General features: G+C 64.4%; 26 protein-coding genes. 25 read left to right on the top strand and 1 reads right to left on the bottom strand.

Annotated elements, in window-relative coordinates; all coding sequences use genetic code 11:
- Positions 1-155 precede the first annotated feature (155 nt).
- The 17 genes from D6Z24_RS02050 (at position 156) to D6Z24_RS01970 (ending at position 15,647) form a co-directional block, all read left to right on the top strand.
- Positions 156-1,157, top strand: a complete 1,002-nt coding sequence (locus D6Z24_RS02050; RefSeq protein WP_129124873.1) for a [citrate (pro-3S)-lyase] ligase — start codon at positions 156-158, stop codon at positions 1,155-1,157.
- Entirely contained in the window at positions 1,154-1,417 is a 264-nt protein-coding gene (gene citD, locus D6Z24_RS02045; RefSeq protein WP_129124872.1) for a citrate lyase acyl carrier protein, read from the top strand. The genes D6Z24_RS02050 and citD overlap by 4 nt, the downstream gene beginning before the upstream one ends.
- Complete coding sequence (locus D6Z24_RS02040; RefSeq protein ID WP_129124871.1) at positions 1,418-1,894, top strand: PPC domain-containing DNA-binding protein; 477 nt, start codon at positions 1,418-1,420, stop codon at positions 1,892-1,894.
- The gene (locus tag D6Z24_RS02035; RefSeq protein ID WP_129124870.1) at positions 1,894-2,814 is read left to right on the top strand and encodes an HpcH/HpaI aldolase/citrate lyase family protein; all 921 of its coding nucleotides are present in this window, start codon (positions 1,894-1,896) and stop codon (positions 2,812-2,814) included. Before D6Z24_RS02040 ends, D6Z24_RS02035 begins: the two co-directional genes overlap by 1 nt.
- A complete protein-coding gene (citF, locus tag D6Z24_RS02030; protein ID WP_129124869.1) occupies positions 2,801-4,339 on the top strand; it encodes a citrate lyase subunit alpha in 1,539 nt (512 codons plus the stop codon). The genes D6Z24_RS02035 and citF overlap by 14 nt, the downstream gene beginning before the upstream one ends.
- Before the next feature lie 4 nt (positions 4,340-4,343).
- A complete protein-coding gene (locus D6Z24_RS02025; RefSeq protein WP_246014535.1) occupies positions 4,344-4,808 on the top strand; it encodes a citrate lyase holo-[acyl-carrier protein] synthase in 465 nt (154 codons plus the stop codon).
- Positions 4,798-5,625: a triphosphoribosyl-dephospho-CoA synthase gene (locus D6Z24_RS02020; RefSeq protein WP_129124867.1), complete on the top strand. Its 828-nt coding sequence runs from the start codon at positions 4,798-4,800 to the stop codon at positions 5,623-5,625. The genes D6Z24_RS02025 and D6Z24_RS02020 overlap by 11 nt, the downstream gene beginning before the upstream one ends.
- Before the next feature lie 32 nt (positions 5,626-5,657).
- The gene (locus D6Z24_RS02015; protein ID WP_129124866.1) at positions 5,658-5,966 is read left to right on the top strand and encodes a hypothetical protein; all 309 of its coding nucleotides are present in this window, start codon (positions 5,658-5,660) and stop codon (positions 5,964-5,966) included.
- A 2-nt stretch (positions 5,967-5,968) separates the two neighbouring features.
- Positions 5,969-6,709 (top strand): class I SAM-dependent methyltransferase, encoded by a 741-nt coding sequence (locus D6Z24_RS02010; protein ID WP_129124865.1) that lies wholly within the window; start codon positions 5,969-5,971, stop codon positions 6,707-6,709.
- Positions 6,710-6,848: 139 nt separating this feature from the next.
- The gene (locus D6Z24_RS02005; RefSeq protein ID WP_129124864.1) at positions 6,849-7,742 is read left to right on the top strand and encodes an ATP-binding protein; all 894 of its coding nucleotides are present in this window, start codon (positions 6,849-6,851) and stop codon (positions 7,740-7,742) included.
- A 315-nt stretch (positions 7,743-8,057) separates the two neighbouring features.
- Positions 8,058-9,401 (top strand): TolC family protein, encoded by a 1,344-nt coding sequence (locus tag D6Z24_RS02000; protein ID WP_129124863.1) that lies wholly within the window; start codon positions 8,058-8,060, stop codon positions 9,399-9,401.
- Positions 9,398-10,495 carry an efflux RND transporter periplasmic adaptor subunit gene (locus D6Z24_RS01995; RefSeq protein WP_129124862.1) on the top strand — a complete coding sequence of 366 codons (1,098 nt, stop codon included), beginning with the start codon at positions 9,398-9,400 and terminating at the stop codon, positions 10,493-10,495. Before D6Z24_RS02000 ends, D6Z24_RS01995 begins: the two co-directional genes overlap by 4 nt.
- A gap of 35 nt (positions 10,496-10,530) precedes the next feature.
- Positions 10,531-13,740 carry an efflux RND transporter permease subunit gene (locus D6Z24_RS01990; RefSeq protein ID WP_129124861.1) on the top strand — a complete coding sequence of 1,070 codons (3,210 nt, stop codon included), beginning with the start codon at positions 10,531-10,533 and terminating at the stop codon, positions 13,738-13,740.
- Between the two features lie 9 nt (positions 13,741-13,749).
- A complete protein-coding gene (locus D6Z24_RS01985; RefSeq protein ID WP_198419496.1) occupies positions 13,750-14,178 on the top strand; it encodes a C-GCAxxG-C-C family protein in 429 nt (142 codons plus the stop codon).
- Between the two features lie 17 nt (positions 14,179-14,195).
- Positions 14,196-14,408 carry a YgaP family membrane protein gene (locus D6Z24_RS01980; RefSeq protein WP_129124860.1) on the top strand — a complete coding sequence of 71 codons (213 nt, stop codon included), beginning with the start codon at positions 14,196-14,198 and terminating at the stop codon, positions 14,406-14,408.
- Positions 14,405-15,235: an MBL fold metallo-hydrolase gene (locus D6Z24_RS01975; protein ID WP_129124859.1), complete on the top strand. Its 831-nt coding sequence runs from the start codon at positions 14,405-14,407 to the stop codon at positions 15,233-15,235. The genes D6Z24_RS01980 and D6Z24_RS01975 overlap by 4 nt, the downstream gene beginning before the upstream one ends.
- A gap of 25 nt (positions 15,236-15,260) precedes the next feature.
- Positions 15,261-15,647 (top strand): rhodanese-like domain-containing protein, encoded by a 387-nt coding sequence (locus D6Z24_RS01970; RefSeq protein WP_129124858.1) that lies wholly within the window; start codon positions 15,261-15,263, stop codon positions 15,645-15,647.
- An 83-nt stretch (positions 15,648-15,730) separates the two neighbouring features.
- Here the strand turns inward: D6Z24_RS01970 and D6Z24_RS21480 are convergent, their stop codons facing one another.
- Positions 15,731-15,919, bottom strand: a complete 189-nt coding sequence (locus tag D6Z24_RS21480; RefSeq protein ID WP_162605049.1) for a hypothetical protein — start codon at positions 15,917-15,919, stop codon at positions 15,731-15,733.
- Between the two features lie 58 nt (positions 15,920-15,977).
- On the opposite strand from D6Z24_RS21480, the gene D6Z24_RS01965 reads away from it, so the two are divergent.
- From D6Z24_RS01965 to fliE, 8 genes are all read left to right on the top strand, one after another.
- On the top strand, positions 15,978-17,024 hold the full coding sequence (locus tag D6Z24_RS01965) for a sensor histidine kinase (RefSeq protein ID WP_129124857.1): 1,047 nt from the start codon (positions 15,978-15,980) through the stop codon (positions 17,022-17,024).
- A gap of 126 nt (positions 17,025-17,150) precedes the next feature.
- Positions 17,151-17,513 (top strand): response regulator, encoded by a 363-nt coding sequence (locus tag D6Z24_RS01960; RefSeq protein WP_129124856.1) that lies wholly within the window; start codon positions 17,151-17,153, stop codon positions 17,511-17,513.
- Positions 17,510-18,019, top strand: coding sequence for a chemotaxis protein CheX (locus D6Z24_RS01955; RefSeq protein ID WP_407925344.1), 510 nt, complete (start codon positions 17,510-17,512; stop codon positions 18,017-18,019). Before D6Z24_RS01960 ends, D6Z24_RS01955 begins: the two co-directional genes overlap by 4 nt.
- Before the next feature lie 13 nt (positions 18,020-18,032).
- Positions 18,033-19,034: a response regulator gene (locus D6Z24_RS01950; RefSeq protein WP_129124855.1), complete on the top strand. Its 1,002-nt coding sequence runs from the start codon at positions 18,033-18,035 to the stop codon at positions 19,032-19,034.
- A gap of 174 nt (positions 19,035-19,208) precedes the next feature.
- A complete protein-coding gene (locus tag D6Z24_RS01945) occupies positions 19,209-21,296 on the top strand; it encodes a tetratricopeptide repeat protein (RefSeq protein WP_246014534.1) in 2,088 nt (695 codons plus the stop codon).
- A gap of 113 nt (positions 21,297-21,409) precedes the next feature.
- A complete protein-coding gene (gene flgB / locus D6Z24_RS01940) occupies positions 21,410-21,829 on the top strand; it encodes a flagellar basal body rod protein FlgB (RefSeq protein ID WP_129124853.1) in 420 nt (139 codons plus the stop codon).
- Positions 21,829-22,266, top strand: a complete 438-nt coding sequence (gene flgC, locus D6Z24_RS01935; protein ID WP_129124852.1) for a flagellar basal body rod protein FlgC — start codon at positions 21,829-21,831, stop codon at positions 22,264-22,266. Before flgB ends, flgC begins: the two co-directional genes overlap by 1 nt.
- A 20-nt stretch (positions 22,267-22,286) precedes the next feature.
- The gene (gene fliE, locus D6Z24_RS01930; RefSeq protein ID WP_129125403.1) at positions 22,287-22,592 is read left to right on the top strand and encodes a flagellar hook-basal body complex protein FliE; all 306 of its coding nucleotides are present in this window, start codon (positions 22,287-22,289) and stop codon (positions 22,590-22,592) included.
- The last annotated feature ends 8 nt before the right edge of the window (positions 22,593-22,600 follow it).

Genomic DNA, 22,600 nt, shown 5'->3' with positions numbered 1-22,600 from the left:
ATAGCACAAGAGGGCGCCTGCATCATAGTTTTTTCTTAATACTGCCTGGATCTTGCCCGGGCTATGAGAGATCGGGTAACCCACCCTGATAGATCGGAAAAGTTTTTTTGGTATACGCGGTTACGTATACATATCTTTGGTGTTAGTCTTTGCGGATGGTTACTTCACTTCTCTCCACGGATGATCTCGGGCAGGCCCGGGCGCTGGTAGAAGCAAGCGGCCTTCGCTTCGAAGCCCCCTATGACGACCTGGTGGGCGTCTTCGAGGCGGGGCGCCTCGTGGCGGTCGGGGCGCGGCAGGGTCGCGTCCTCAAGATGCTCGCCGTGACACCCTCGCACCAGGGGGGGACGCTCCTCGACGAGGTGGTAACCGAACTGGTCGGCCGCGGTTATCAAGACGGCGTCGATTCCTTTTTCGTCTTCACCTCGCCAGCCCTCGTCCCGGGTTTCGAGGCGCTCAACTTCAACCTCCTGGTTGCCTCCGGCACGACCGCCCTCCTTGAATACGGCGACGGCCTGAGGCGCTATCTCTCCAGATACGCAAAGCAGATCCTCCCCGGCAACAACGGCGCCATCGTCGCCAACTGCAACCCCTTCACGCTCGGACACCGTTACCTGATCGAGCAGGCGGCCGCGGCCGTGGACCAGCTCTATCTCTTCGTCGTGCGCGAGGAGCGCTCCCTGTTCCCCTTTGGCGCCCGCCTGCGCATGGTGCAGGAGGGGACCGCGGACCTTGAAAACGTCGTCGTCCTCGATACCTCCTGGTACGCCGTTTCCAGCATCACCTTCCCCACCTACTTCCTCAAGGGGGGTGACCCCGGCGGGGCGATCCAGATGGAGCTCGACCTTTTGCTCTTCGCCCGGCACATCGCACCGCACTTCCACGTGAAAACCCGCTTTGTCGGCAGCGAACCATGGTGCGGCACCACCGCGGCCTACAACGAAGCGATGCACCGCATCCTCCCTCCGCTCGGCGTCGAGGTGCAGGAGGTCGAGAGAAAAAGCGCCATGGACCGTCCCATTTCGGCCTCGCGGGTGCGGGATATGCTCCTGAACGGCGAACTGGAGGGGATCGCGGAACTGGTGCCGGTAAGCACCCTGGATTTTCTCCTCTCCAGCGAGGGGATCAAGATCTGGGTAAAGGGAGGAGGCAAATGAAGATCGTGAAGAAGGCGCAGGCGGGGACGATGCAGTCCAGCGACCTGATGGTTTTCCTGGAGCCCGCGGAGACGCTTTCCGTGACCATCGAGTCGACGGTGGTGAAACAGTTCGGCGCGCTGATAAGGGCCAAGGTGGACGAGGTGCTGGAAAAGCACGGCATCGAGTCGGGCGAGGTGCGCATCACCGACCGCGGCGCCCTCGATTACGCCATAGAGGCGCGCCTCGAGACGGCCATCATGCGCGCCACGGAGGGATAGATGGAAGGTCTCTGGTACAAGGAGTGCACCAACGGCAGGCGCTTCATCATCAAGATCACCCCGGGAGAGCGCCTCACCACGAGGCTTTTGCAGTTCGCACACCTGACCGACGTGCGCTACGCCATGATCGTCTCGGCGCTCGGCAGCGTGAAGAACGTGAAGCTGCGCGGCATCAAGACCGGCGCGAAGCTCCCCATCACCACGCCGCGCATCACGATCCACGACATCGAGGGGCCCTGCGAGCTTCTGGGACTGCAAGGGAACATCGTGCCGGGCGAGGACGATCTTCTCGACTGCCACTTCCACATCATGATGTCCAAATCTTCCGGCGAGGTCGTCGGCGGGCACCTGTACGACGCCGAGGTCTTCGCCACCTGCGAGATCGTCCTGACCGAACTCGACGTCTCCGGCGTCGAACGCCACGTCTCCAAGGTCGGCGGCATCCCGACCATCTACATCGACGAGGAGTCCTCCTGATGGCCGACTTCAAGCTGCGACGCTCCCTGCTCTACGTTCCGGGCAACATGCCCTCCATGCTTCAAAACATCCCCATCTTCAACTGCGACTCGGTGATCATCGACCTGGAGGACGCGGTGCCGTTAGCCGAAAAGGACGCGGCGCGCCACCTGGTGAAGCGCTTCCTTTTGAACTACACCGACCGCAACAAGGAACTGTTGGTCCGCATCAACCCGCTCGACTCGAAGTGGGGGTACGAGGACCTCAAGGTGGTGCTTCCGGCCATGCCCGACGGCATCAGGCTCCCCAAGGCGGACACCCCCGAGATCGTGGAGCGCCTGGACACCCTCTTGACCGAGTTCGAGGAGGAGCTCGAGGTCGAGATCGGCCGCTTCGGCATCCTTCCCTCGCTGGAGAGCGCGCTTGGCGTCATCAATGCGGTAGGCATCGCCAACAGCTCGGAGCGCATCTTCGCCCTCGCTTTCGGTGCCGAGGACTACACGGCGAGCATGGAGATCGAGAGAAGCCGCGGCGGCGAGGAACTTTTCAACGCGCGTACCCGCGTCCTTTGGGCCGCCAAGGCGAAGGGGATCCAGGCGGTCGACACCATCTTCGCGGACGTCTCGGACATGGAGGGGCTCCGGGCCGAGACCGAGCTCGCCAAAAGGCTCGGCTACACCGGGAAGTGCCTGGTGAACCCGCGCCAGATCGAGGTGGTGCACGACGTCTTCGCGCCGAAAGAGCACGAGGTGGAGTACGCGCTCCAGGTGATCGAGGCGATCAAACGGGCGCGGCAGCTGGGGACCGGCGTCATCGCCCTCGGGGGGAAGATGGTCGACGCCCCGGTGGTGAAGCGGGCCGCCCGCGTTCTGCGCACCGCCTACGCCCACGGCATGGTGGACACCCTGATCGACGAGGAGGAGATTCATGGCGCTCAATAGCCTGGGACGTGAGATCCCGGATTCTTACGCGGGAAAAAGACTCGTCCCCTACGGCGACGCCTGGTCGCTGCGGCCGGAAGGGACCGTCGCCGCCCGCCCGGTGAAGCGCGTGAACCCGGGGCAGGGGAAGCGGCTCTCCTCGCTGAGGGAGGCGATCGAGGCGAGCGGCCTTGCCGACGGCATGACCATCGCCACGCACCACAGCTTGAGAAACGGCGATTTTCTGTTGAACCGCATCGTGGCCGAGATCGCGGCCATGGGGCTCAAGGGGATCTGGATCGCCTCCTCCTCGGTGCATCCGGTGCACGCCGAGATCATCCCGCACATTAAAAGCGGCGTCATCGCCGGGTTCCAGTGCGGCGTGAACGGCCTGATCGGCGAACTGGCGAGCCGCGGCGAGCTTTCCTGCCCCATCGTGGTCAGAACCCACGGCGGCCGGGCCCGCTCCATCATCGAGGGGAGCGTGAAGATCGACGTCGCCTTCATCGCGGCCCCCTGCTGCGACGAGTACGGCAACATGAACGGCTACTACGGCCCGTCCGCCTGCGGCAGCCTGGGTTACGCGCAGATCGACGCGGGCTACGCCTCCTGCGTCGTCGCGGTCACCGACAACCTGGTCCCCTTTCCCGCGGTTCCGGTCGGCATCCCGCAGACCCTCGTAGACTACGTGGTGGCGGTCGACCGCCTGGGGGACCCGGCGAAGATCGTCTCCACCACCACGCGGGTCACCACCGATCCGGTAGGCCTGCAGATCGCAAGCTACGCATCGCAGGTGATCGAGGCGTCCGGGCTTTTAAAGGACGGCTTCTCCTTCCAGACCGGCTCGGGTGGCATCTCGCTCGCCGTTGCGGAGAAGGTGCGTAACGCCATGCGCAAGGGTTCCATCAAGGGGAGCTTCGGCTGCGGCGGCATCACCGGTTACTTCGTCGAGATGCTCGAGGAGGGGCTTTTCTCGGCGCTCATGGACGTGCAGTGCTTCGACCAGGAGGCGGTGCGCTCCATCGGCGTGAACCGCGCACACCAGGAGATAAGCGCCGACATGTACGCGAACCCCTTCAACGCCGGGAGCGTGGTGAACCGGCTCGATTGCGTCATCCTGGGCGCCACCGAGGTCGACACCGCCTTCAACGTCAACGTGAACACCGAATCGAACGGCTATCTGCTGCACAACACCGGCGGACACTCCGATACCGCGGCCGGGGCCAAGCTCTCCATCATCGTCGCCCCCTCGATCCGAGGGCGCCTCCCCATCGTGCGCGACCGGGTCACCACCATCACCACCCCGGGGGACACCATCGGCGTCGTGGTCACCGAGCGCGGCATCGCGGTGAACGACAGGCACGCCGAGCTCAAGGAGGAGCTGATCAGAAGGAAGCTCCCGGTGAAGGATATCGCCGACCTGCAGCGCGAGATCTGCCGCGTCACCGGCACGCCGCGCCCCCTCGAGTTCGAGGACGAGGTGGTGGCGGCCATCGAGTACCGCGACGGGAGCATCATCGATGTCGTCAGACGCGTTAAGGAATAGCCTCTTGGCGGCGCGGGACCGCCGGCAGGAGCTTTTGGACACCCTGTTCCCGACCCTGTTTCCCGCGACGGTGATGCTCTCCTTGAACCTCCCGGGGGCGGAGAAGACCGGCGCACGGGCCGAACGGCTCTTCGCCTGGGGGGAACGGGCGCTCCTTCAGGCGATGAAGGGAAGCGCCGCCGCGCGCGGACGTGACGCCCTCGGCCCCTTCGTCCTTTATCGCACGCGGCTTCTCGCCACCCAGGTGAAGCGGCTGGGGATAGCCCTCGAGGGGGCGCACCCGGCGGGAAGGCTGCTCGACCTCGACGTCTACGACCACGCCGGGAACCAGATGGGACGCGCCGACCTCGACGTGGCCCCCAGAAGCTGCCTCATCTGCCGCGAACCGGCGCTCGCCTGCATCCGCGCCGGGCGCCACACAAGCGACGAACTGGCGCGCGCGGCCAGGGCCCTCATCGATGCGCTCTGAGCTCACGCATCTTTCGCGCAGCCTCGTGCGCGGCGCCTTCATGGAGCTCTACCTCACCCCGAAGCCCGGGCTCGTCGACCTGAACGACTCCGGATCCCACCGCGACCTCTCCGTCCCACGCATGGAAGCCTCCCTCGCCGTCGTCTCCGGGTACCTTGACCGGGTGAGCGACTCGCTCGCCGCAGGGGAGGTGCTCGCACAACAGGTGCGTCTCGGTGTGGAGGCCGAACGGGCCATGCTGGAGGAAACCGGCACCAACTGTCACCGCGGGTACATCTTTTTAAGTGGTCTGCTGCTTTGCGCGAGCGCGCGCACCGGCCGCCGCGACGAGGCGGCCTTGAGCGCCGCGGTGGCGCGGCTAGCCGGGGAACTCTTCGGTCCGGCGGACGCCTCGGGGAGTAACGGCAGCCGGGTGCGCGAGATTTACCGTGCCGATGGAATCCGGGGGGAGGCGCTGCGCGGTCTCCCGGCGCTCTTCGGCGAGGCGCTTCCGGTTTTCCGACGCGAGATGGCGGAGGGCGGCAACCGGGGGAGCGCGACATTCGCCATGCTGGGGCGGCTCATGGCGAGTGTCGAGGACACCACCGCCCTGCACCGCTGCGGTCGGCAAGGGCTGGAGACGGTGCGCGAGGACGGGGCGACCCTGGAGCTGCTGGTGGCACAACGCGAGGACTTCATCGCCTTTCTTGCCGAAAGAAACGCCCACTACGTGAGCCGCAACCTCACCATGGGAGGAGTGGCCGACATGCTGGCGCTTTCCTTCGCCTGGCTGAGCCACACCGGGGAACTCGAGGTGCCGCGCGCCGCTACGGTTTGACAAGGCATCATTGGTAATCTTTAATATCGCCTATGGTCAAATCCCCCCTGCACCATATCGCGACGGCTCTTCTTCTCCCCTTCGCCACGGCTACCCTGCCGGGGCCGGCCTCGGCGCTCCCCGTTGGCGGCGGCCTCGACCACCACTATGACCCCTACGTTCCTGCCGTAGCCGTAACCCGGCCTTTCACCGGCGGTTTCCTCCCGGTACTTTTGCACGGCGACGACCCGGACTCTCCTGCCGCCGGCACTGATCTTGGCAGTTCACCGCTCCGCAGCCTTTCGCTGCGCCCGCAGGTCACCGGTTCCGGCACCGGGTTGAGCTGCGAGCTGAGGTTTTAGCCATGGACCCCGGCAAGGAGGCGGCACTTACTGAAAGGGGCCCGTGGGAGGTGGCGCGGGCACGCACCGTGGCGATGCTGCTCGGGGAAAATCTGCGCGACGGCATGAGCGTTCTCGACGTCGACTGCGGGGACGGGTACCTCAGCAGGTCCCTCTGTGCGGCCTTGCCGGGCATCCGCGTCACCGCCGTGGTCGCCGACCTCACCGAAAGGACCGTTACGCGGCTCGTTCCGGCTCGGGGGGTGATCTACGTGCCGGACCTCCCCGCCGCCGGAAGGCGCTTCGAGTTGACCCTGCTTGTGGACGTGCTGGAGCGCGTCGAAGAAGACCGGCGGTTTCTCAAGCGGTTGGTATGGCAGCACGTTGCGGCCGGGGGGCACGTCCTCATCACGGTGCCCGCCTTCCCGTCGCTCTTCAGCGGAAGGGACTGGTTCCTCGGTCGCTACCGGCGCTATCGCCTCAAGGAGCTGAGGGAGGTTGCCGCAGCGTCAGGTCTCGCCGTCCTCTCCTCGGGCTACCTCTTCGGCTCCCTCCTCATCCCGAAGTTTTTGATGGACAGGTGCACCAAATGGCAGGGGGCGCAGGACCAGGGACCCTTCCGTCTCGGTGGACTTGTGAGCCGTGGCGTCGCCGGTATTTTGCATCTGGAAAACGCCATGATGATCGTTCTCGCACGTGCCGGTCTCGTCCTGCCGGGGGTGAGCGCCTGGGTGCTCTGCCGCAGCCGGGTTCCATCCAATTGACACATTGTTTTAATTTGACACGCCCATGCCCGATAACGTATACAGAATGGACAAAATTACCGGGGGTTACCGGGACGCGGTTGTTTCATGTCAGCAAACAGCCGGTCAGGGACCCACCGCACGGGGGACGGAAACCTACATGCTGAATCTGAAACCGGAAGTCGTTGCCCAGCTCGAACGCGTGCTGAGCTCTGTGGAAATGTTACTCCCCAAGGCCGTGAAGGCGGTCAAATGGGAAACCTGCCACGCCGCCAACTGGCGTCGTCACTCCTTCTCCGGTTACCTGGAGGCGGTGAAAGTCACCGACCAGACGAAGCTCGACGACCTGCTCGGGTGCGAGAAGCAGAAGGAGATCATGGTCAACAACACGCGCCAGTTCGTGAAGGGGCTCCCGGCCAACAACGCGCTCCTTTGGGGCTCGCGCGGGACCGGCAAGTCCTCCATGGTGAAGGCGCTCCTGAACGAATTCGCCGCTGAGGGGCTGCGCGTGATCCAGGTAGAGAAGGAAGACCTCATCTACCTATCCGAGATCTTCAGCGCCGTCGAGGATCAGCCCTACCGCTTCATCCTTTTGTGCGACGACTTGACCTTCGAGATCGGCGAACTCTCCTACAAGATGCTGAAAAGCGCCCTGGACGGCTCGGTGTACTGCGCTCCGGAAAACGTCCTCATCTACGTCACCTCAAACCGGCGCCACCTGCTTCCCCAGTACAACACCGACCTGCTCGGCGGCAAATACGTGAACGGCGAGCTGCAGGAGAGCGAGGCGATGGAGGAGAAGGTTTCCCTCTCGGACCGCTTCGGCCTCTGGGTCGCCTTCCACGTCTTCACCCAGGACCGCTACCTCGACGCGGTGCGCCAGTGCGTCGAGCGCGAGGCAAAGAGCCGCAACGTCACCATCCCCTGGAGCAAGGAACTGGAGCTGGATGCGATACAGTGGTCGCACGACAAGACCAAGCGCTGCGGTCGTACCGCCATGCAGTTCTCCAAGAACTACGTCGGACGCTACCTGCTGGACCAGCCCGGCGCCTGATCCCTCCCGGAATAAAAGCGTTAAGACCGGCGCGCTCACCTGCGGAGCGCGCCGGTCTTTTTTGTTGGCTTCCAAAAGTCCCTGCTCCCCTTTCGAAAGTTCCATTTAGGTCCTCGCTCCCGCCACATTTTTCATGTGGAAAGCGCGGTACCCTTTCTAAGCTGTTACAATGTTTCGGTCGTGAGATCCGATATGGGCTACTTAACCTATGCTTATAAGGTTATTACCTTGACAATCGGTCTCGGAGTATATATATAAGAATTCGAATATATCTCGACACAAGATCACAACTATGCCCGCAAGGAGGTTTCACGGGTGAATAGAAGGTTTGCACCGCTGCTCGCACTGCTCTTTTCCGTCCTGACGACGCCCGCCTTTGGAGAGGTGGTGACGCTGCAGCAGGCGGTGAAGCGCGCCCTCGAAAGCAACCATCTGCTGAAGGCCGCCGCGCTGGAGAAGGGGGCAGCGGAGCAGGGCGTTGCGGTGAGCCGCAGCCGTTACCTGCCTCGCGTGTCGCTGGAAAGCGGCGCGGTCCTCTCCAATACCCCGAGCACCGTTTTCATGATGAAGCTGGACGAAGCCCGCATCAGCCCCGCCAAGGACTTCGCCGCCGATCCCCTGAACAACCCCTCGCCGCGCGGCGACTTTAAAACCGCGGTGACGCTGGAGCAGCCGCTGCTTGATTTCGGCATCTCGAACGGCGTGGCAATGGCCGGGAAAGGGGCCGAGGCGGCGGCGCTTTCCGAAGAGGCACGGCGCGAGGAAATCGCCTTCCGCGTCTACGTGGCCTACCTGGAGGTGCGCAAGGCCCAGGCCTACCGCGAGGTTGCGGAGCAGTCCGTGATCAACGCGCGCGAGCACGACCGGTTGGCGGCGCTGCGCGAGAAGGACGGCATCGGGCTTAAGTCGGAGCGCCTGCGCACGGCAACCGCCGTGGCCGAGGCGGAGCAGCGCGTGGTGGCGGCGAACAACGCAGTGCTCATAGCGCGCATGCGGCTTAACCTCGTTGTCGGTGGTGCGCAGGGGGGGACGCTGGATATCGGCGACATGCCGCGCCTGGAGGAACCGGCGCCGGAAACGGAGCAGTTGATCGTCCTCGCGCAAAAGAACCGTCCCGACCTGAAGGCCGCCGAGAACGCGGTCGAGCGGGGCGAGCTCGCGGTGAAGCAGGCGAAAAACGCCTATCTCCCCACCCTCTACGCCCGCGGCAGCTACCAGTTGAACGACCGCGACATGCCGCTTGGCACCGACAAGGATTCGTGGAACGTCGGCGTCAACCTGCGCTGGGAGCTCTTCGACGGCATGCGGCGCTCCCATGAGAAGACGCAGGCGGAGCTCACCAAGAGAAGTGCCGCCGAGGTGCTGGAAAACGAGCGCCGCGAAGTCGCGCTCCAGGTGACCGAGAGCGTGCTGCACCGCCAGGAGGCGTTGCTTAGGCTTGAGAGCGCCCGTTCCGCGGTGCGGGACGCCGAGGAGAGCCGCCGCCTGGTGACGCTGCGCTTTGGCAACGGTCTCTCCCCGCTCGTCGAGGTGATGGACGCCGAGACCGCCCTCGACCGCGCCCGGGCGAACCTTGTGGAAGTTGAAAACGCCGGTTACGCCGCTACGGCAGAGGTCTATTTCCGTACCGGCGTCTTAATACAGGAGGTCATGCGATGAAAGCGTACCGGGCAGCCTTTTTTGCCCTTGTCATAGCAACAGGTTTCGGTTGCGGCGCGAAGAAGGAGCAGAGCGCCGCCCCGGCGGCACCCCCCGTGGTGCAGGGAGCCACCGTGGTTACCGTGGCGACCGAGGATCTGGCCGACGTCCAGGAGGCGGTCGGCACGGTGAAGGCACGCAACACCGCGCTCATCGCCGCGCGTATCGCCGGGAGTGTCAACCGCGTGTACGTGAGGGAAGGTGAGCGGGTCGGGCGCGGCAAGCTTTTGGCCGCCATCGATGCGGTCGAGAGCGGAGCGGCGGCAGCGGGAGCGGTCTCCGGCGTCGAGGAGGCGGCACGCGCCCTCTCCGAGGCACAGGCCCAGAAGAGGCTCGCCGATGTCACCTTCGAGCGCTACTCGCGCCTCGTCGCCGAGCAGGCGGTGACCCGCCAGGAGTTCGACACGAAAAAGACCGAGCAGGAGGTTGCCGCCCAGGGTGTGGCGCGTGCCGAGGCGAGGCTCGCCCAGGCGCGCCAGGGGGCGAGAGCCGCCGGTGCCGTCGCGGGTTACGGCAAGGTCACCTCTCCCATAGCCGGTGTGGTGGTTGCCAAGCAGGTCGAGGCGGGGCAGACCGTCTTCCCGGGGACGCCGCTTCTGACCGTTGAAGGTGACGACGGGTACCGTCTCGAGGTCTCCGCCCCGGAGACGCTGCTCGGCAAGGTGAAGGGGGGCGACCAGCTCGGCATCGCGGTAGAGGGGGCCCCGGCGACCGGGCGCGTCTCCGAGGTGGTGCCCGTGGTCGATCCCGCGACGCGGACTTTCACCGTCAAGGTAGATCTTCCCTCCCGCGGGCTGCGCTCCGGGAGCTACGGCAAGGCCTTCTTCAAGACCGGATCCCGTAAGGGGATCGCCGTCCCCGAGGGGGCCGTCGTGCAGCGTTCCTCGCTCACCTCGGTCTGGGTGGTGTCGCCCGACGGGTTCGCCCGCTTGCGGCTGGTGAAGCCCGGGCGCGCCCAGGGGGGACGTGTCGAGATCCTTTCCGGCCTCGCCCCCGGCGAGAAGGTGGTCACCGCCGGTATAGAGAAGATGGTCGACGGCGCGAAGGTGCAGTAGGTGGAAGTGAAGGTACCGCCATCATCGGAGATAGCATGAACAACCTGGGTTTCGCGGGGAAGATCGCCCGCGCCTTCATAGATTCCAAGCTGACGCCGCTCATCGTGGCCGCTTCGCTTTTGATCGGGCTCTACTCGGTCTTTGCGACGCCGCGCGAGGAAGAGCCGCAAATCGTCGTCCCCATGGTGGACATCTACCTCCCCATGCCCGGCTCTTCTCCTAAGGAGGTCGAGGAGCGGGTGGTGACCACCTTCGAGAAGAAGATCTGGGAGATCAACGGGGTCGAATACATCTACTCGGCAAGCCGCCAGGGGATGGGGATCATCACGGTCCGCTTCCTGGTCGGTGAGAGCATGGAAGATTCCCTCGTCAAGCTCTACAACAAGGTGATGAGCAACCGAAACCTCCTCCCGCCGGGCGCGGGGGAGCCGCTCGTGGTGTCGAAGTCGATCGACGACGTTCCTATCGTTTCGCTCACCCTCTGGTCGGACCGCTACGACCACCATGCCCTGAGAAAGGTGGCCCGCGAGCTCTGCGACGACCTCCAGAAAGTGGAGAACGTGGCGCATTCCGAGATCAAGGGAGGACTCTCACGCGAATTGAAGGTCCGCCTGGACCCGGTGCGGCTCTCCTCCTACGGTCTCACCCCGCTTGCCGTAGCTTCAGCGCTGGAGAAGGGGAACGTCTCGCAGCGCGCGGGCTCCTTCGCCTCGGGTAACCGCGAGTACAGCCTGGAGGCGGGTGGCTTCATCTCCGACCCCGCCGACGCGGGTAGGCTCGTCGTCAGCGTGAAGGACGGTCGCCCGGTGTACCTCTCGGACGTCGCCACGATCACCGACGGCGTCCAGGAACCGAAGGACTACGTCTTCTTCGGGCTCGGCCCCGCGGCGGCGCAGAAGCACCTGAAAGGGGGCGCGGCCGACTACCCGGCGGTCACCATCGCCATCGCCAAGCGCAAGGGGGCGAACGCGACCTGGGTCGCCGAGGACCTCCTGAAGCGGGTCGAGTTCCAGAAGGGGAAACTGATCCCCTCCGAGATGCAGGTGACCGTCACAAGGAACTACGGGGAGACCGCGAAGGACAAGAACAACGAGCTCCTGTTCCACATGTTCCTGGCCGCCATCTCGGTCACCCTGCTGATCGCGGTCTTCATGGGATGGCGCGCCGGCGCCGTGGCGGCGATCGCGATTCCGGTGACCCTCGCGCTCACCATGTTCATCTTCAACCGGATCGGCTACACGCTGAACCGGATCACCCTGTTCGCGCTCATCTTCTCCATCGGCATCCTGGTCGACGACGCCATCGTGGTGGTGGAGAACATCCACCGCTACTTCACCACGACCAAGTTCAAGCCGCTCGAGGCGGCGGTGCGGGCGGTGGACGAGATCGGGAACCCGACCATGCTGGCGACCCTTGCCGTCATCGCCTCCATCCTCCCGATGGGGTTCGTAGGCGGCCTCATGGGGCCGTACATGCGCCCGATCCCGGTCGGCGCGTCCATGGCCATGGTCTTCTCGCTGCTCATCGCGCTGATCGTCACGCCGTACTTCGCCTACCGCTTCATGAAGGGGGAGTCGCATTACGGCACCGACGCTCCCCCGGAAGAGTCATGGATGACGGGATTCTACCGGCGCATGATGGGGAGGCTTTTGCACGACAAGAAGGTGCGCTACGGCTTTCTTTCCATGGTGGTGATCCTTCTCCTCGTCTCCTGCTCGCTCGTCTACTTCAAGGCGGTGACGGTGAAGATGCTGCCGTTCGACAACAAGAGCGAGTTGCAGCTCATCATCGACGCCCCGGAGGGGACGACCCTCGAGGACAACGCGCGCATGGTGGCCGAACTGGGCGACGCGCTCAGGAAGGTCCCCGAGGTGACCGACTTCCAAAGCTACGTCGGCACGAGTTCCCCGTTCAACTTCAACGGCCTCGTGCGCCATTACTACCTGCGCCAGGGGCCGAGCGTCGCCGAGATCCAGGTCAACCTGGAAGGGAAGGAGGCGCGCTCCGCCCAGTCGCACGACATCGCGAAGAGGATCCGTCCGACGCTCAAGGCGATCACGGACCGCTACGGCGCGCGCCTCAAAGTGGCCGAGATCCCGCCGGGTCCGCCGGTCCTCTCGACGCTCGTCGCCGAGGTGTACGGCCCGGACCAGAAAACCCGCGTCGATATCGCCAAGAAGATCAGGGACATCTTCAAAAACACCGCCGGTGTCGTCGATGTCGACTGGTACCAGGAGGACGACCATCCCACGCTGCGCTTCGAGGTGGACCGGGAGAAGGCGGCGCTCTCAGGGGTGGACACGGCCCAGGTGGTGCAGACCCTTAAACTCGCGGTGGGGGGAACCGACGTGGGGATCATGCACGTGCCCCAGGAGAAGGAACCGGTGCGCATCAACCTGCGCCTCCCGGTCGGTTCCCGAAGCGACGTCTCCTCGCTCTCCTCCATCTACGTCGCCGGTAACAAGGGGAACGTACCCCTTTCCGAGCTGGTCCGCGTGGTGCGCGGCGTGGAAGACAAATCGCTCTACAGAAAGAACATGAAGAGCGTGGTGTACGTGATAGGCGACGTGGCCGGGGTGATCGAGGCGCCGGTGTACGCCATCCTCAAGATGCACAAGGACATCGACAACATAGCGCTTCCCGGCGGCTACCACATCGAGCAGCGCGCGGCGACCCAGCCCTGGAGCGAGGAGCGCCCCGGCATCAAGTGGGACGGCGAGTGGCACATCACCTACGAGGTCTTCCGCGACCTGGGTGCCGCCTTCGCCGCGGTCATGGTGCTCATCTACGTGCTGGTGGTGGCCTGGTTCAAGGATTTCACCACGCCGCTCGTGATCATGGCGCCGATCCCGCTCACCCTGATCGGCATCCTGCCCGGGCACGCCATCATGGGGGCTTTCTTCACGGCGACCAGCATGATAGGCTTCATCGCCCTGGCCGGCATCATCGTGCGAAACTCCATCATCCTCATCGATTTCGCCGAATTGCGCCGCCGCGAGGGGATGCCGCTCGACGAGGCGATCATCGACGCAGGCGCGGTCCGTTTCCGTCCCATGCTGCTCACCGCCGCCGCCGTCGTGGTGGGGAGCTTCGTAATCCTGTTCGACCCGATCTTCCAGGGGCTCGCCCTCGCCATGATGTGCGGCGAGATCGCCTCGACGACACTTTCCAGGATCACGATTCCGATCCTTTACTTCATGGTGCAGTCCTGGAAGGAAAAACATCAAAAAAAGCTCGCAGCTTAGGAGGTTGTAGTGTTTTGGCTTAGAAAGAACGTGGCAGAGAATGTGGAAGGCGCATCCGTTGCGGAAAAGGTCGCCACCGAGGCTGAAGGGTTCTACCGTTCCGGCAAGATGCATTGCGCCGAGGCGGTGCTCGCTTCGGTGAAAAACGAATTCCTACCCGAAGCCGGGGACGAACTGGTGCATCTGGCTTCCGGTTTCGGCGGCGGCTCGGGGGCGGGATGCATCTGCGGCGCGGTGGCCGGCGGGACCATGGCCATCGGCCTCGTGGTGAAGGATAGGAAGCTTTCCGCCGCGCTGACGAAGGAGTTGCACCACTGGTTCAAGGAGCAGTACCGGGTCACCTGCTGCAAGGCCCTCACCGCCAACGGCAAGAAGCGCTGCGTCGAATTCACCGCCAATACCGCAGGCAAGGTGGCGGAACTTTTGCAGAAAAAGTGACCGGACAAGGAGGTTATATGTACATCGACAGACTGCTTAGACTCATAGCCGGCACCTTCACCCTGATCTCCCTGGCGCTGGCCCATTACCACGATCCGCGCTGGCTCTGGTTCACCGCCTTCATCGGCTTGAACCTTTTGCAGTCCGGCTTCACCAACTGGTGCCCGATGATGACCATCCTGGACAAGCTCGGCGTTCCCAAGCTCCCGCCCAGGGAGTGCGGTAAATGATCTGCCGCATCAAGGTCCTTTGCGACAACACCGCCGGTGCGCTTTCCGGCACGCTGGGCGAGCACGGTTTCGCCGCGCTGGTGCAGGAGGGGGACCGGTCCCTTCTCTTCGACACCGGGGCGGGGCACACGCTTTTGCACAACGCCCAGCGCATGAACGTCGACCTGAAGGGGATCGACCAGGTCGTGTTGTCGCACGGGCACTGGGACCACGCGGGGGGGCTCTGGCCGCTTCTGCAGGTTGGCGGCCCGAAAAGGATCCTCGCGCACCCCGGCATCTTCACCCGGCGTTACTCCGTGCGGGAAGGGACCGCCCGCTCGGTGGGGGTGCCCTACTCCGAGGAGTTCCTGGCCGGTCTCGGGGCCGTCTTCTCCTACAGCGACGAGTTCCGCGAGGTGATGCCCGGCGTTTTCCTGACCGGCGAGGTGCCGCGCAGGACTCCTTACGAAGAAGGTGACGCGGGGCTTTTCTGCGACGAGGCGGGGTGCGAGAGGGACGAGATACGGGACGACCAGTCGCTCGTCGTGGTGACCGGGAAGGGGCTTTTGATCCTCCTCGGATGCTGCCATGCCGGGATGATCAACACCATCGAGCATGCTCGCGAGAAGACCGGGGTGGACCGGGTCTACGGGGTGGTGGGTGGGTGTCACTTGGCCTTCTCCTCCCAGCCGCAGGTCGACCAGACCATAAAGGCGCTCAAGAAGTACGGACTGAAGAAGATCTGCCCGGGGCACTGCACCGGGTTTCACGCGGCGGCCCGGCTCGCCCAGGCGTTCCCGGCAGGGTTCAAGCCGATGCAGGTGGGGTACGTGCTCGAAGCAGAATAGATGAATTGAAAAGTGAGGATTATTGATGAGACTGTTTGCCGTTTTGTTTGCCGTAGTCGTACTCACCGCTTCCCTTTCCCAGGCCGTAGGGCTTGCCAACGTGACATCGAAGCAGGCGCAGGCCGTGATGTCGAAGAACAAGAAGATGTTCCTGCTCGACGTGCGCACCCCGGACGAGTTCCGTCAGGCGCACCTGAAAGGTTCCGTGCTGATCCCGTTGGGCGAGCTGAACCGCAGGGTGCAGGAGGTTCCGCGTGACCGGCCGGTGCTCGTGTACTGCGCCGTCGGTGCCCGCTCCGCCACCGCCGCGAGCTTTCTCGCCTCCAAGGGGTACCGCGAGGTCTACAACATGACCGACGGCATCGTCGGCTGGTACCAGAACGGTCTGCCGCTGCAACTGGGCGGCAAGTAGGTTTTCCCCTCCCTGTCCCTCCCCCTCCGGACCTACGCCCACAGGCTACGGTCCGCAGGCGGGGGAAGGGACGCCTTCGGCAGCTACGGCTTAGCTGCCACCAGCCCCACCCCTACCGCCCGCACCCGCTCCAGCACCTGCCAGCACTGCCAGCACTGCCAGTCGGACCAGTCGGACCAGTCGGACCAGTCGGACCAGTCGGACCAGTCGGACTTTCTGCGCGGCCCCTCCCTTTCAAATTCTGGTAAACTTTTGCGGTCCTTTTGGCTCAAGGTATGCAGACAGGTTCCGATAAGCCCAAGCAGGGCCTAGGCCCATGGTGGAGGTAGCATGCAGGAGCAACTTGAAAACATAACCGCGTCCCTGCTTGAGGAGATCGATTCGGGGGTGGTCTACCTGGACGCCGGCGGCCACGTGCTGCTCATGAACCGTCGGGCGGAGGAGATCCTTCACATCGGCCGCGCCGAGGTCGTCGGCAAAAGGGTGGACATGCTGCCGCTTCGGACGCCGGTCTACCGCGTGCTCAGCGAGAACGTCCAGGACGAACCGGCGGAGGTGAGCATCGACGGCGCCGTGATCCAGGTCCGCTCTTCGAAGCTTCCGGGCGACACCCAGGGCGAACTATTCCAACTGCGCGATATCAGCGCGGACAAGAAGGAGAAGCGCCAGCGCGAGGAGTTCGTGGCGATGATGACCCACGACCTCAAGTCGCCGCTCACCGTGATCATGGGGTACATGCAGGCGCTCATCGGGGAGATGCCCACCAAGATGGACCCCTCGCTGCACCTGTTCGTGAAGGAGATGGACAAGAGCGCCGCGAAGATGCTTTCCATGATCGACGACGTCCTGGACGCCTACCGCCTTGAGGCGGGGCTTTTGCAGATAGACCGCCAACCGACCGACACCCGGGCCCTCCTCGAAGGATGCTGCCGCGACGGGGAACAGGAGGCGGCGGTGCACGGTTCCTACTTCCTGAGCGACCTCTGCGACGGAATCCCGACACTCGATCTTGACGCGAAGCAGATCACCAGGGTCTTCGCCAACCTGATCGGCAACGCGGTGAAGTTCACCCCGCGCCGCGGCACCATCAGCGTCAGCACAACGGTCGAGGAGGACCGCCTGCTCGTGGAGGTCGCCGACACCGGCATCGGCATCCCGGAAAACGAGGTCTCCCGCGTCTTCAACAAGTACTTCCGCTCCTCGGCGGCCCGCGGCTTCAAGGGGACCGGCCTTGGCCTCACCATCAGCAAGGCGATCGTCGAGGCGCACGGCGGCAGCATCCGCGTCGAGAGCACCGCCGGCAAAGGGAGCCGCTTCACCGTCTTGTTGCCGCTCAAGGGGGAGCGCACCACCTTCAGGCGCCAATTTAAAGGTTAAAGTTTCCAGCGATGACGGCCGATTAGGCACTCATCGGCCGCAAATGAAAGGCCATGCGGGCCAACCGCAGCAGCAAAATAAAGCCGCCGTGTGCGCGCATAGATAACAGCCAAGGAGGATAACAGCATGGGCAACGTATTGATAGTGGACGATTCCTCGACCATGAGAAAGATCATTTCCCGCAGCCTGCGCCAGGCGGGGCTTCCGGTAGACGACATCTACGAGGCCGGCGACGGCATCGAGGCACTCTCCGCCATGGAAGGCAAAACCATCGACCTGATCCTGTCCGACATCAACATGCCGAACATGGACGGGCTCGAATTCATCAAGTGCGTCCGGGGCAAGGGAGTGAACACCCCGATCGTCATGATCACCACCGAGGGTGGCGAGGACATCCTCAAGGAAGCGATCAGCAACGGCGCCAGCGACAGCATCAAAAAGCCGTTCACACCGGACCAGTTGAACGAGAAGCTCGGAGGACTCTTATGATGTCCCTCAACCAGGAAATCGCTACCGCGACACACCTGCAGGAGGCGGACCTGGCCACTTACGTCATCAACGCCACCAAAGAGGTGTTCGAAACCATGGTGATGATGGCCCTCGAGGATAGTTATCCCCTGAAGGAGCCCGTCACCTCCTTCCACTGCTCGGTCACCGGCATGGTCGGCCTGGCAGGGACCTACACCGGCATCCTCTCGATCCACTGCCCGCAGCACCTGGCACTCAGGATCACCTCGAACATGCTCGGCATGGACGTGGACGAGGTGGGCGAGGACGTGAACGACGCCCTGGGCGAGATCGCCAACATGCTCGGCGGCTACGTGAAGCAGATCCTCTCCAAGGGGGGGCTCGACATCAACCTCTCCATCCCGACGGTGATCTCGGGAGAGGACTACACGGTCAACTCGATGGCCGACAGCGACTGCGTCATCATCCCCTTCACCAACGAGGGTGACCGGTTCCTTGTCGGGCTCAAACTCAGGAAGGAAGTCTAGGCGGTAGATTCAAATGGCCGGATTCGAAAAACTACAATCGATGCTGGATGCCGCGATGAAGCAGGCGGGCGAGGAGAGCGGCATGCTCCTGGGCCAGGCCATGTCCGTGGCGGCTTCCGATGTCCTCAACACCAACCGCAAGAGCTACCTGGGTGACGAGGACAACCCGATCTACGTGGTCGGGGTGGAGTCGCGCGAGGCGTATCCGGGCTTCTTCTACCTCCTCTTTTCGCTTGGCGACACCATCGTGATGAGCTCCATCCTCCTGGGGATCCCGGGGCCCAGGATCCAGGAGAAACGCAGGCTTTCCATCCAGGAGCCGGACGACGTGGACGCCTTCGGCGAGATCGCCAACCAGATCATCGGCTCCTTCAACTCGGTGTTCCAGCCGAACCTCCCCGACAAGGTGCACCTGAAGCTCCTTCCGCCGCAGAAGTACGTGCCGGGGACCGACCCCCTCACCGACGACGTCCCCTTCCCGGACGGAGAATACCTGATGTACCGTGCCCCCCTGCAGATCGAGGGGCACGAGATGAACATGGTGGACATCCTGATCCCGCACCCGCTGGCGAACCTGTTCGATCCCCAGCCGGAAGAGGCGGCGGTCGAAGCGGCCGCGCCCGAGGTCGAGGCGGAGGTCGAGGAGGAGGCTCCTGCGGCCTCCATCCTGGTGCTGGGCGACGACGACGCGCGCCGGGAGCTGGTGGAGGGGCTTGCCGACAGCGGCATGAACCTCATCGACGCCCCACTCGGGGCCGATCTCCCGGGGCTCTTTGCCCAAGGGGAGGTGAGGGTCGCCTTCATCTCGCTCAAAAACACCACCGACCGCGACCTCGCCATCTGCAAGCGGGTGGTGCCGCTCGTAGATCGAAGCGGCGGCGCCGTGCTCCTTTGCGCCCACGAATGGACCCGGACCGCGGTCCTCAAAGCGCTCAAGGCGGGGGTGAAGGGTGTGGTGATGCCCCCCTTCGAGCCGCACGAGCTCACCGAGAAAGTGGCGAAATTCCTGCACTGACGCACGAGTCAAAAAAACATCCCCCGCCGCAGTTTTTTTGACTGGCGCGGCGCGCCGGCCCCTCTTTCGGCGCCGCCGGAAAAATCTCCCCGGATAAAACCCCGCAGTATCGGTAGCTTGGCGTGACGGCGCATCCCGCGCCGCTACGGCATGCCTTTTGCCATGCACTCTCCCATGATCCGCTTTCCGCGCAAAACCAGACCGTGGCTCCTCCTGGGGCTCGTCACGACGCTCTTCGCCTGCGCGCTCCCGACGGGCGCCTTCGCACAGCAGCAAAATCGACTGCTGCGCGTCGCCGTATATCCCCACCAAGGGTTCACCAGGGTCAGCCTCTCTTTCCTCTCTCCGCCGGATTACACGCTGCGCGTCCTCCCCGGGCGGGTACGGCTCGAGGTGCGCGATGCCGACGCCCCGAGCTTCAAAAAGCTGCGCAACCTGAACGACCGTATGATCGCGGGGGTCAACGCCTCCGAGACGCGCGGCGTACTGAACGTCTCGGTCCCGGTGCGCGTGGCCGATGCCTCGGCGCAAGCGATCTCCTGCGCCAACCCGAGCGTCCTTTCCATCGACATCGGACCGGCGATGACGCGCGTGAGCCGGGTGGACATAGCACCGGGGCGCGAGCCGATCCTCTCCGGCACCGAGCGCTTCGTGCGCGATTTCGATGCCGAGCCGGGCGGGGTTCCCTTCTCGCCTACGGACGGGAAGCTCCTGAAAGAGCTCCTCCCCGAGGGTGAGGCGCTTTTGTTTCAACAGGGGGAAAGCCTTTTGTACCGGGACCGCGCCGAGGAGGCGGTGAACGTCTTCGCCATGTTCGACAAGAAGGGGGATCGCGTGAAGGCGCTCGCCTCTTTCCGTTCGGGCGAGGCGTACGAGAAGCTGGGACGACACCAGGAGGCGCTCGCCTCCTTCCGCAATGCCGAAACCCTCTGGCCCGGGTACCTGAACCAGGCACCCGAGCTGATGCAGCCTTACTCCGACGCCCTCGCGCGCACCGGCGACTTCCCCGGCGCCAGGAGGATGCTGCTGCGCCTCATGGACCGCTACGTCGGCACCCCGTACCAGGCCGAGCTTTTGAACCGGCTCGCCGACCTGATCGAGCGCAACGGGCAGAAGGAGGCCGCCCTTGCCATGTACCGCAGCGTGGTCATGTACGCCGATGGGAGCGCCGCCGCGGGGAGGGCGCGCCTGAAGCTTGCCGACCGCGCGCTCTTCTCCATCTCGCGGGACCGCTACCGGCAGCTCCTCGCCAGGTACCAGGCGATTTACGGCGAGCCCGGCGACCCCTCCTCCCGTGACGAGGCGCTCTTCAAGATGTCGCTGCTGCTCGCGCTCTACGCCCCCCCGAAGGATGCGCTCGAAGCGGCGGTGACCTACAACCGGCGCTACCCGCGCGGCATCTTCTCCACCGTCCTCAGCAAGATGCGCGAGGAGATCCTGTTCCCCGTCTACCAGGAGACCGCCGCGGCCGGCAACGACGAGGGGCTCGTGCGCCTCGCCATGGACAACCGCGAGTACCTCTCACGCTGCTTCGGCGACGCGGGCTTCGCGCCGCGGCTCTCCCAGGCCTTCGAGAAGACCGGGAAGACGGCGCAGGAGCTCGAGCTCTTCAACTACCTGGACGGCAAGAACTGGGCTGCTTCGAGCGCCCCCTTCATGCTTTCGCGCATGGTGGACGACGCGGTCGTCTTGGGGAACGCACCGCTGGCCGAGGCGACGGCGCGCGACTTCCTCGGGCGCTACCCGCGCGACCCCAACCTCGGCAGGGTGCGGGAGCAGCTCGGGCGGCTCGCCTTCGAGAAGGGGGACCTCCCCGGGGCGGCGGCGCAGCTCGCCTTCCTGAAGGCACCCAAGGCCAAGGCCGCTCTCCCCGACAGCGAGTACTACCTCGGCAAGGCGCTCCAGGCCGCCAAAGATCACGGCGGCGCGGTGCGCAGCCTGGTCCGTTTCACGACGAGCGCGAAAAGCGGCAATCCCCTCCTCCCGGACGCCTACTACAACCTCGCCGTCGAGCTCGCCGAGGTGAAGGATTACCCGCACGCCCTCGCGGCCTGCCAGGTCGGCGCAAGCGTCGCCGGCGGCGAGATGGCGGGGCAGTTCCTGTTCAAGGCAGGCGAGCTGCAACTGAAGCTCGGGGCGGTGCGCGAGGCGAAGGGAAGCTGGGAGAAGGCGACCGCCACGGGGGGGACCTGGGGCAAGCTGGCCGGCGAGGCGCTGAACGACCTCAACTGGCGCATGAAGATCGCCGGGCAACTCCCCTGACGCTGTCAGAAATATGACTTTGCTGTCGTCGGCGCGTGCAAGCTGCCGATAACAGGGACCTGTCGCGCTGGTACGGCTTTTGCTGCTGCAGCTTGGCGACAAGGAGGAAGCACATGCCAGTACAAGGAATATTCGGGACGACCGTTGAACTTCTGGGGAAGACCCTGGATCTCAGGGCCAAGCGGCAGACGATGATCTCGTCGAACCTCGCCAACGTGGAGACCCCCGGCTACACGCCAACCGACGTCTCTTTCGAGAGCCAGCTGAAAAGCGCCCTCAAAGGGGGGGTGAAGGAAAGCGGGGTCACCAACCCGCGCCACATCCCGCTCAAGGGGCGCGCCGCATCGCTGGAGCGGGTGCAGGGGGACGTGGTCGAGGTCGGCACGCGCAGTATGAGCCCGGACGGCAACGGCGTCGAGATGGAGACCGAGATGGGGCGGCTGGCCGAGAACCAGATCATGTACAACGCCGGCGTGCAGCTTCTCAGCAAGAAGTTCGATGAGTTGAAGCAGGCGATAAGGGGTACCTTATAATGGACTTTTTCACCTCGATGGATATCAGCGCTTCGGCCCTCGCCGCCGAGCGCACCAGGATGAACCTCATCTCCTCCAACCTGGCCAACGTCAATTCCACCAGGACCGCGGAAGGGGGCCCGTACCGGCGCAAGGACGCGGTCTTCACCGCCACCCCGCTCAAGGAGGCCGGCTCATTCGGCGCGGCGCTCTCCCGCGCCAACGACGCCCGCAGCGTCCAGGTCACCCAGGTGAACGAGGACCAGCGCCCCCCGAGAATGCAGTACGAGCCGGGGCACCCGGACGCGGACCCGAACGGGTACGTGGCTTATCCCAACATCAACGTCGTCGAGGAGATGGCGGACATGATCACCGCAAGCCGCAGCTACGAGGCTAACATCACCGCGACCAACGCGGCGAAGAGCATGGCTCTCAAGACGCTCGATCTGCTGCGCTAGCGAGGAGGTAATCAATGGCAATGGAAATTTCGGCACTCACCAAGGTAGACGGCCTCGCGCAGGCCTTTCCCGCCAAGGAGGCGCAGGCCACCCAGGCAAACCCCACCGTCGGCTTCGGCAGCTTCCTCGAGGAGATGGTCTCCAAGGTGAACGAGCAGCAGGCGACCGCCGACAAGTCGATCCAGGCGATGGCGACCGGCGAGGGGAAAGGGCTGCACGAGGTCATGCTCGCGGTGGAAAAGGCGAACATCTCCTTCCAGCTCCTGACGCAGGTGCGCAACAAGGCGGTCGAGGCGTACCAGGAGATCATGAGGATGCCGGTATAACCTGCATA

It is taken from the genome of Geomonas oryzae, assembly GCF_004117875.1.
GTDB classification, from domain to species: domain Bacteria; phylum Desulfobacterota; class Desulfuromonadia; order Geobacterales; family Geobacteraceae; genus Geomonas; species Geomonas oryzae.
Note: the sequence above shows the minus strand (reverse complement) of the source record. Positions and strands in the feature narration are given on the sequence as shown.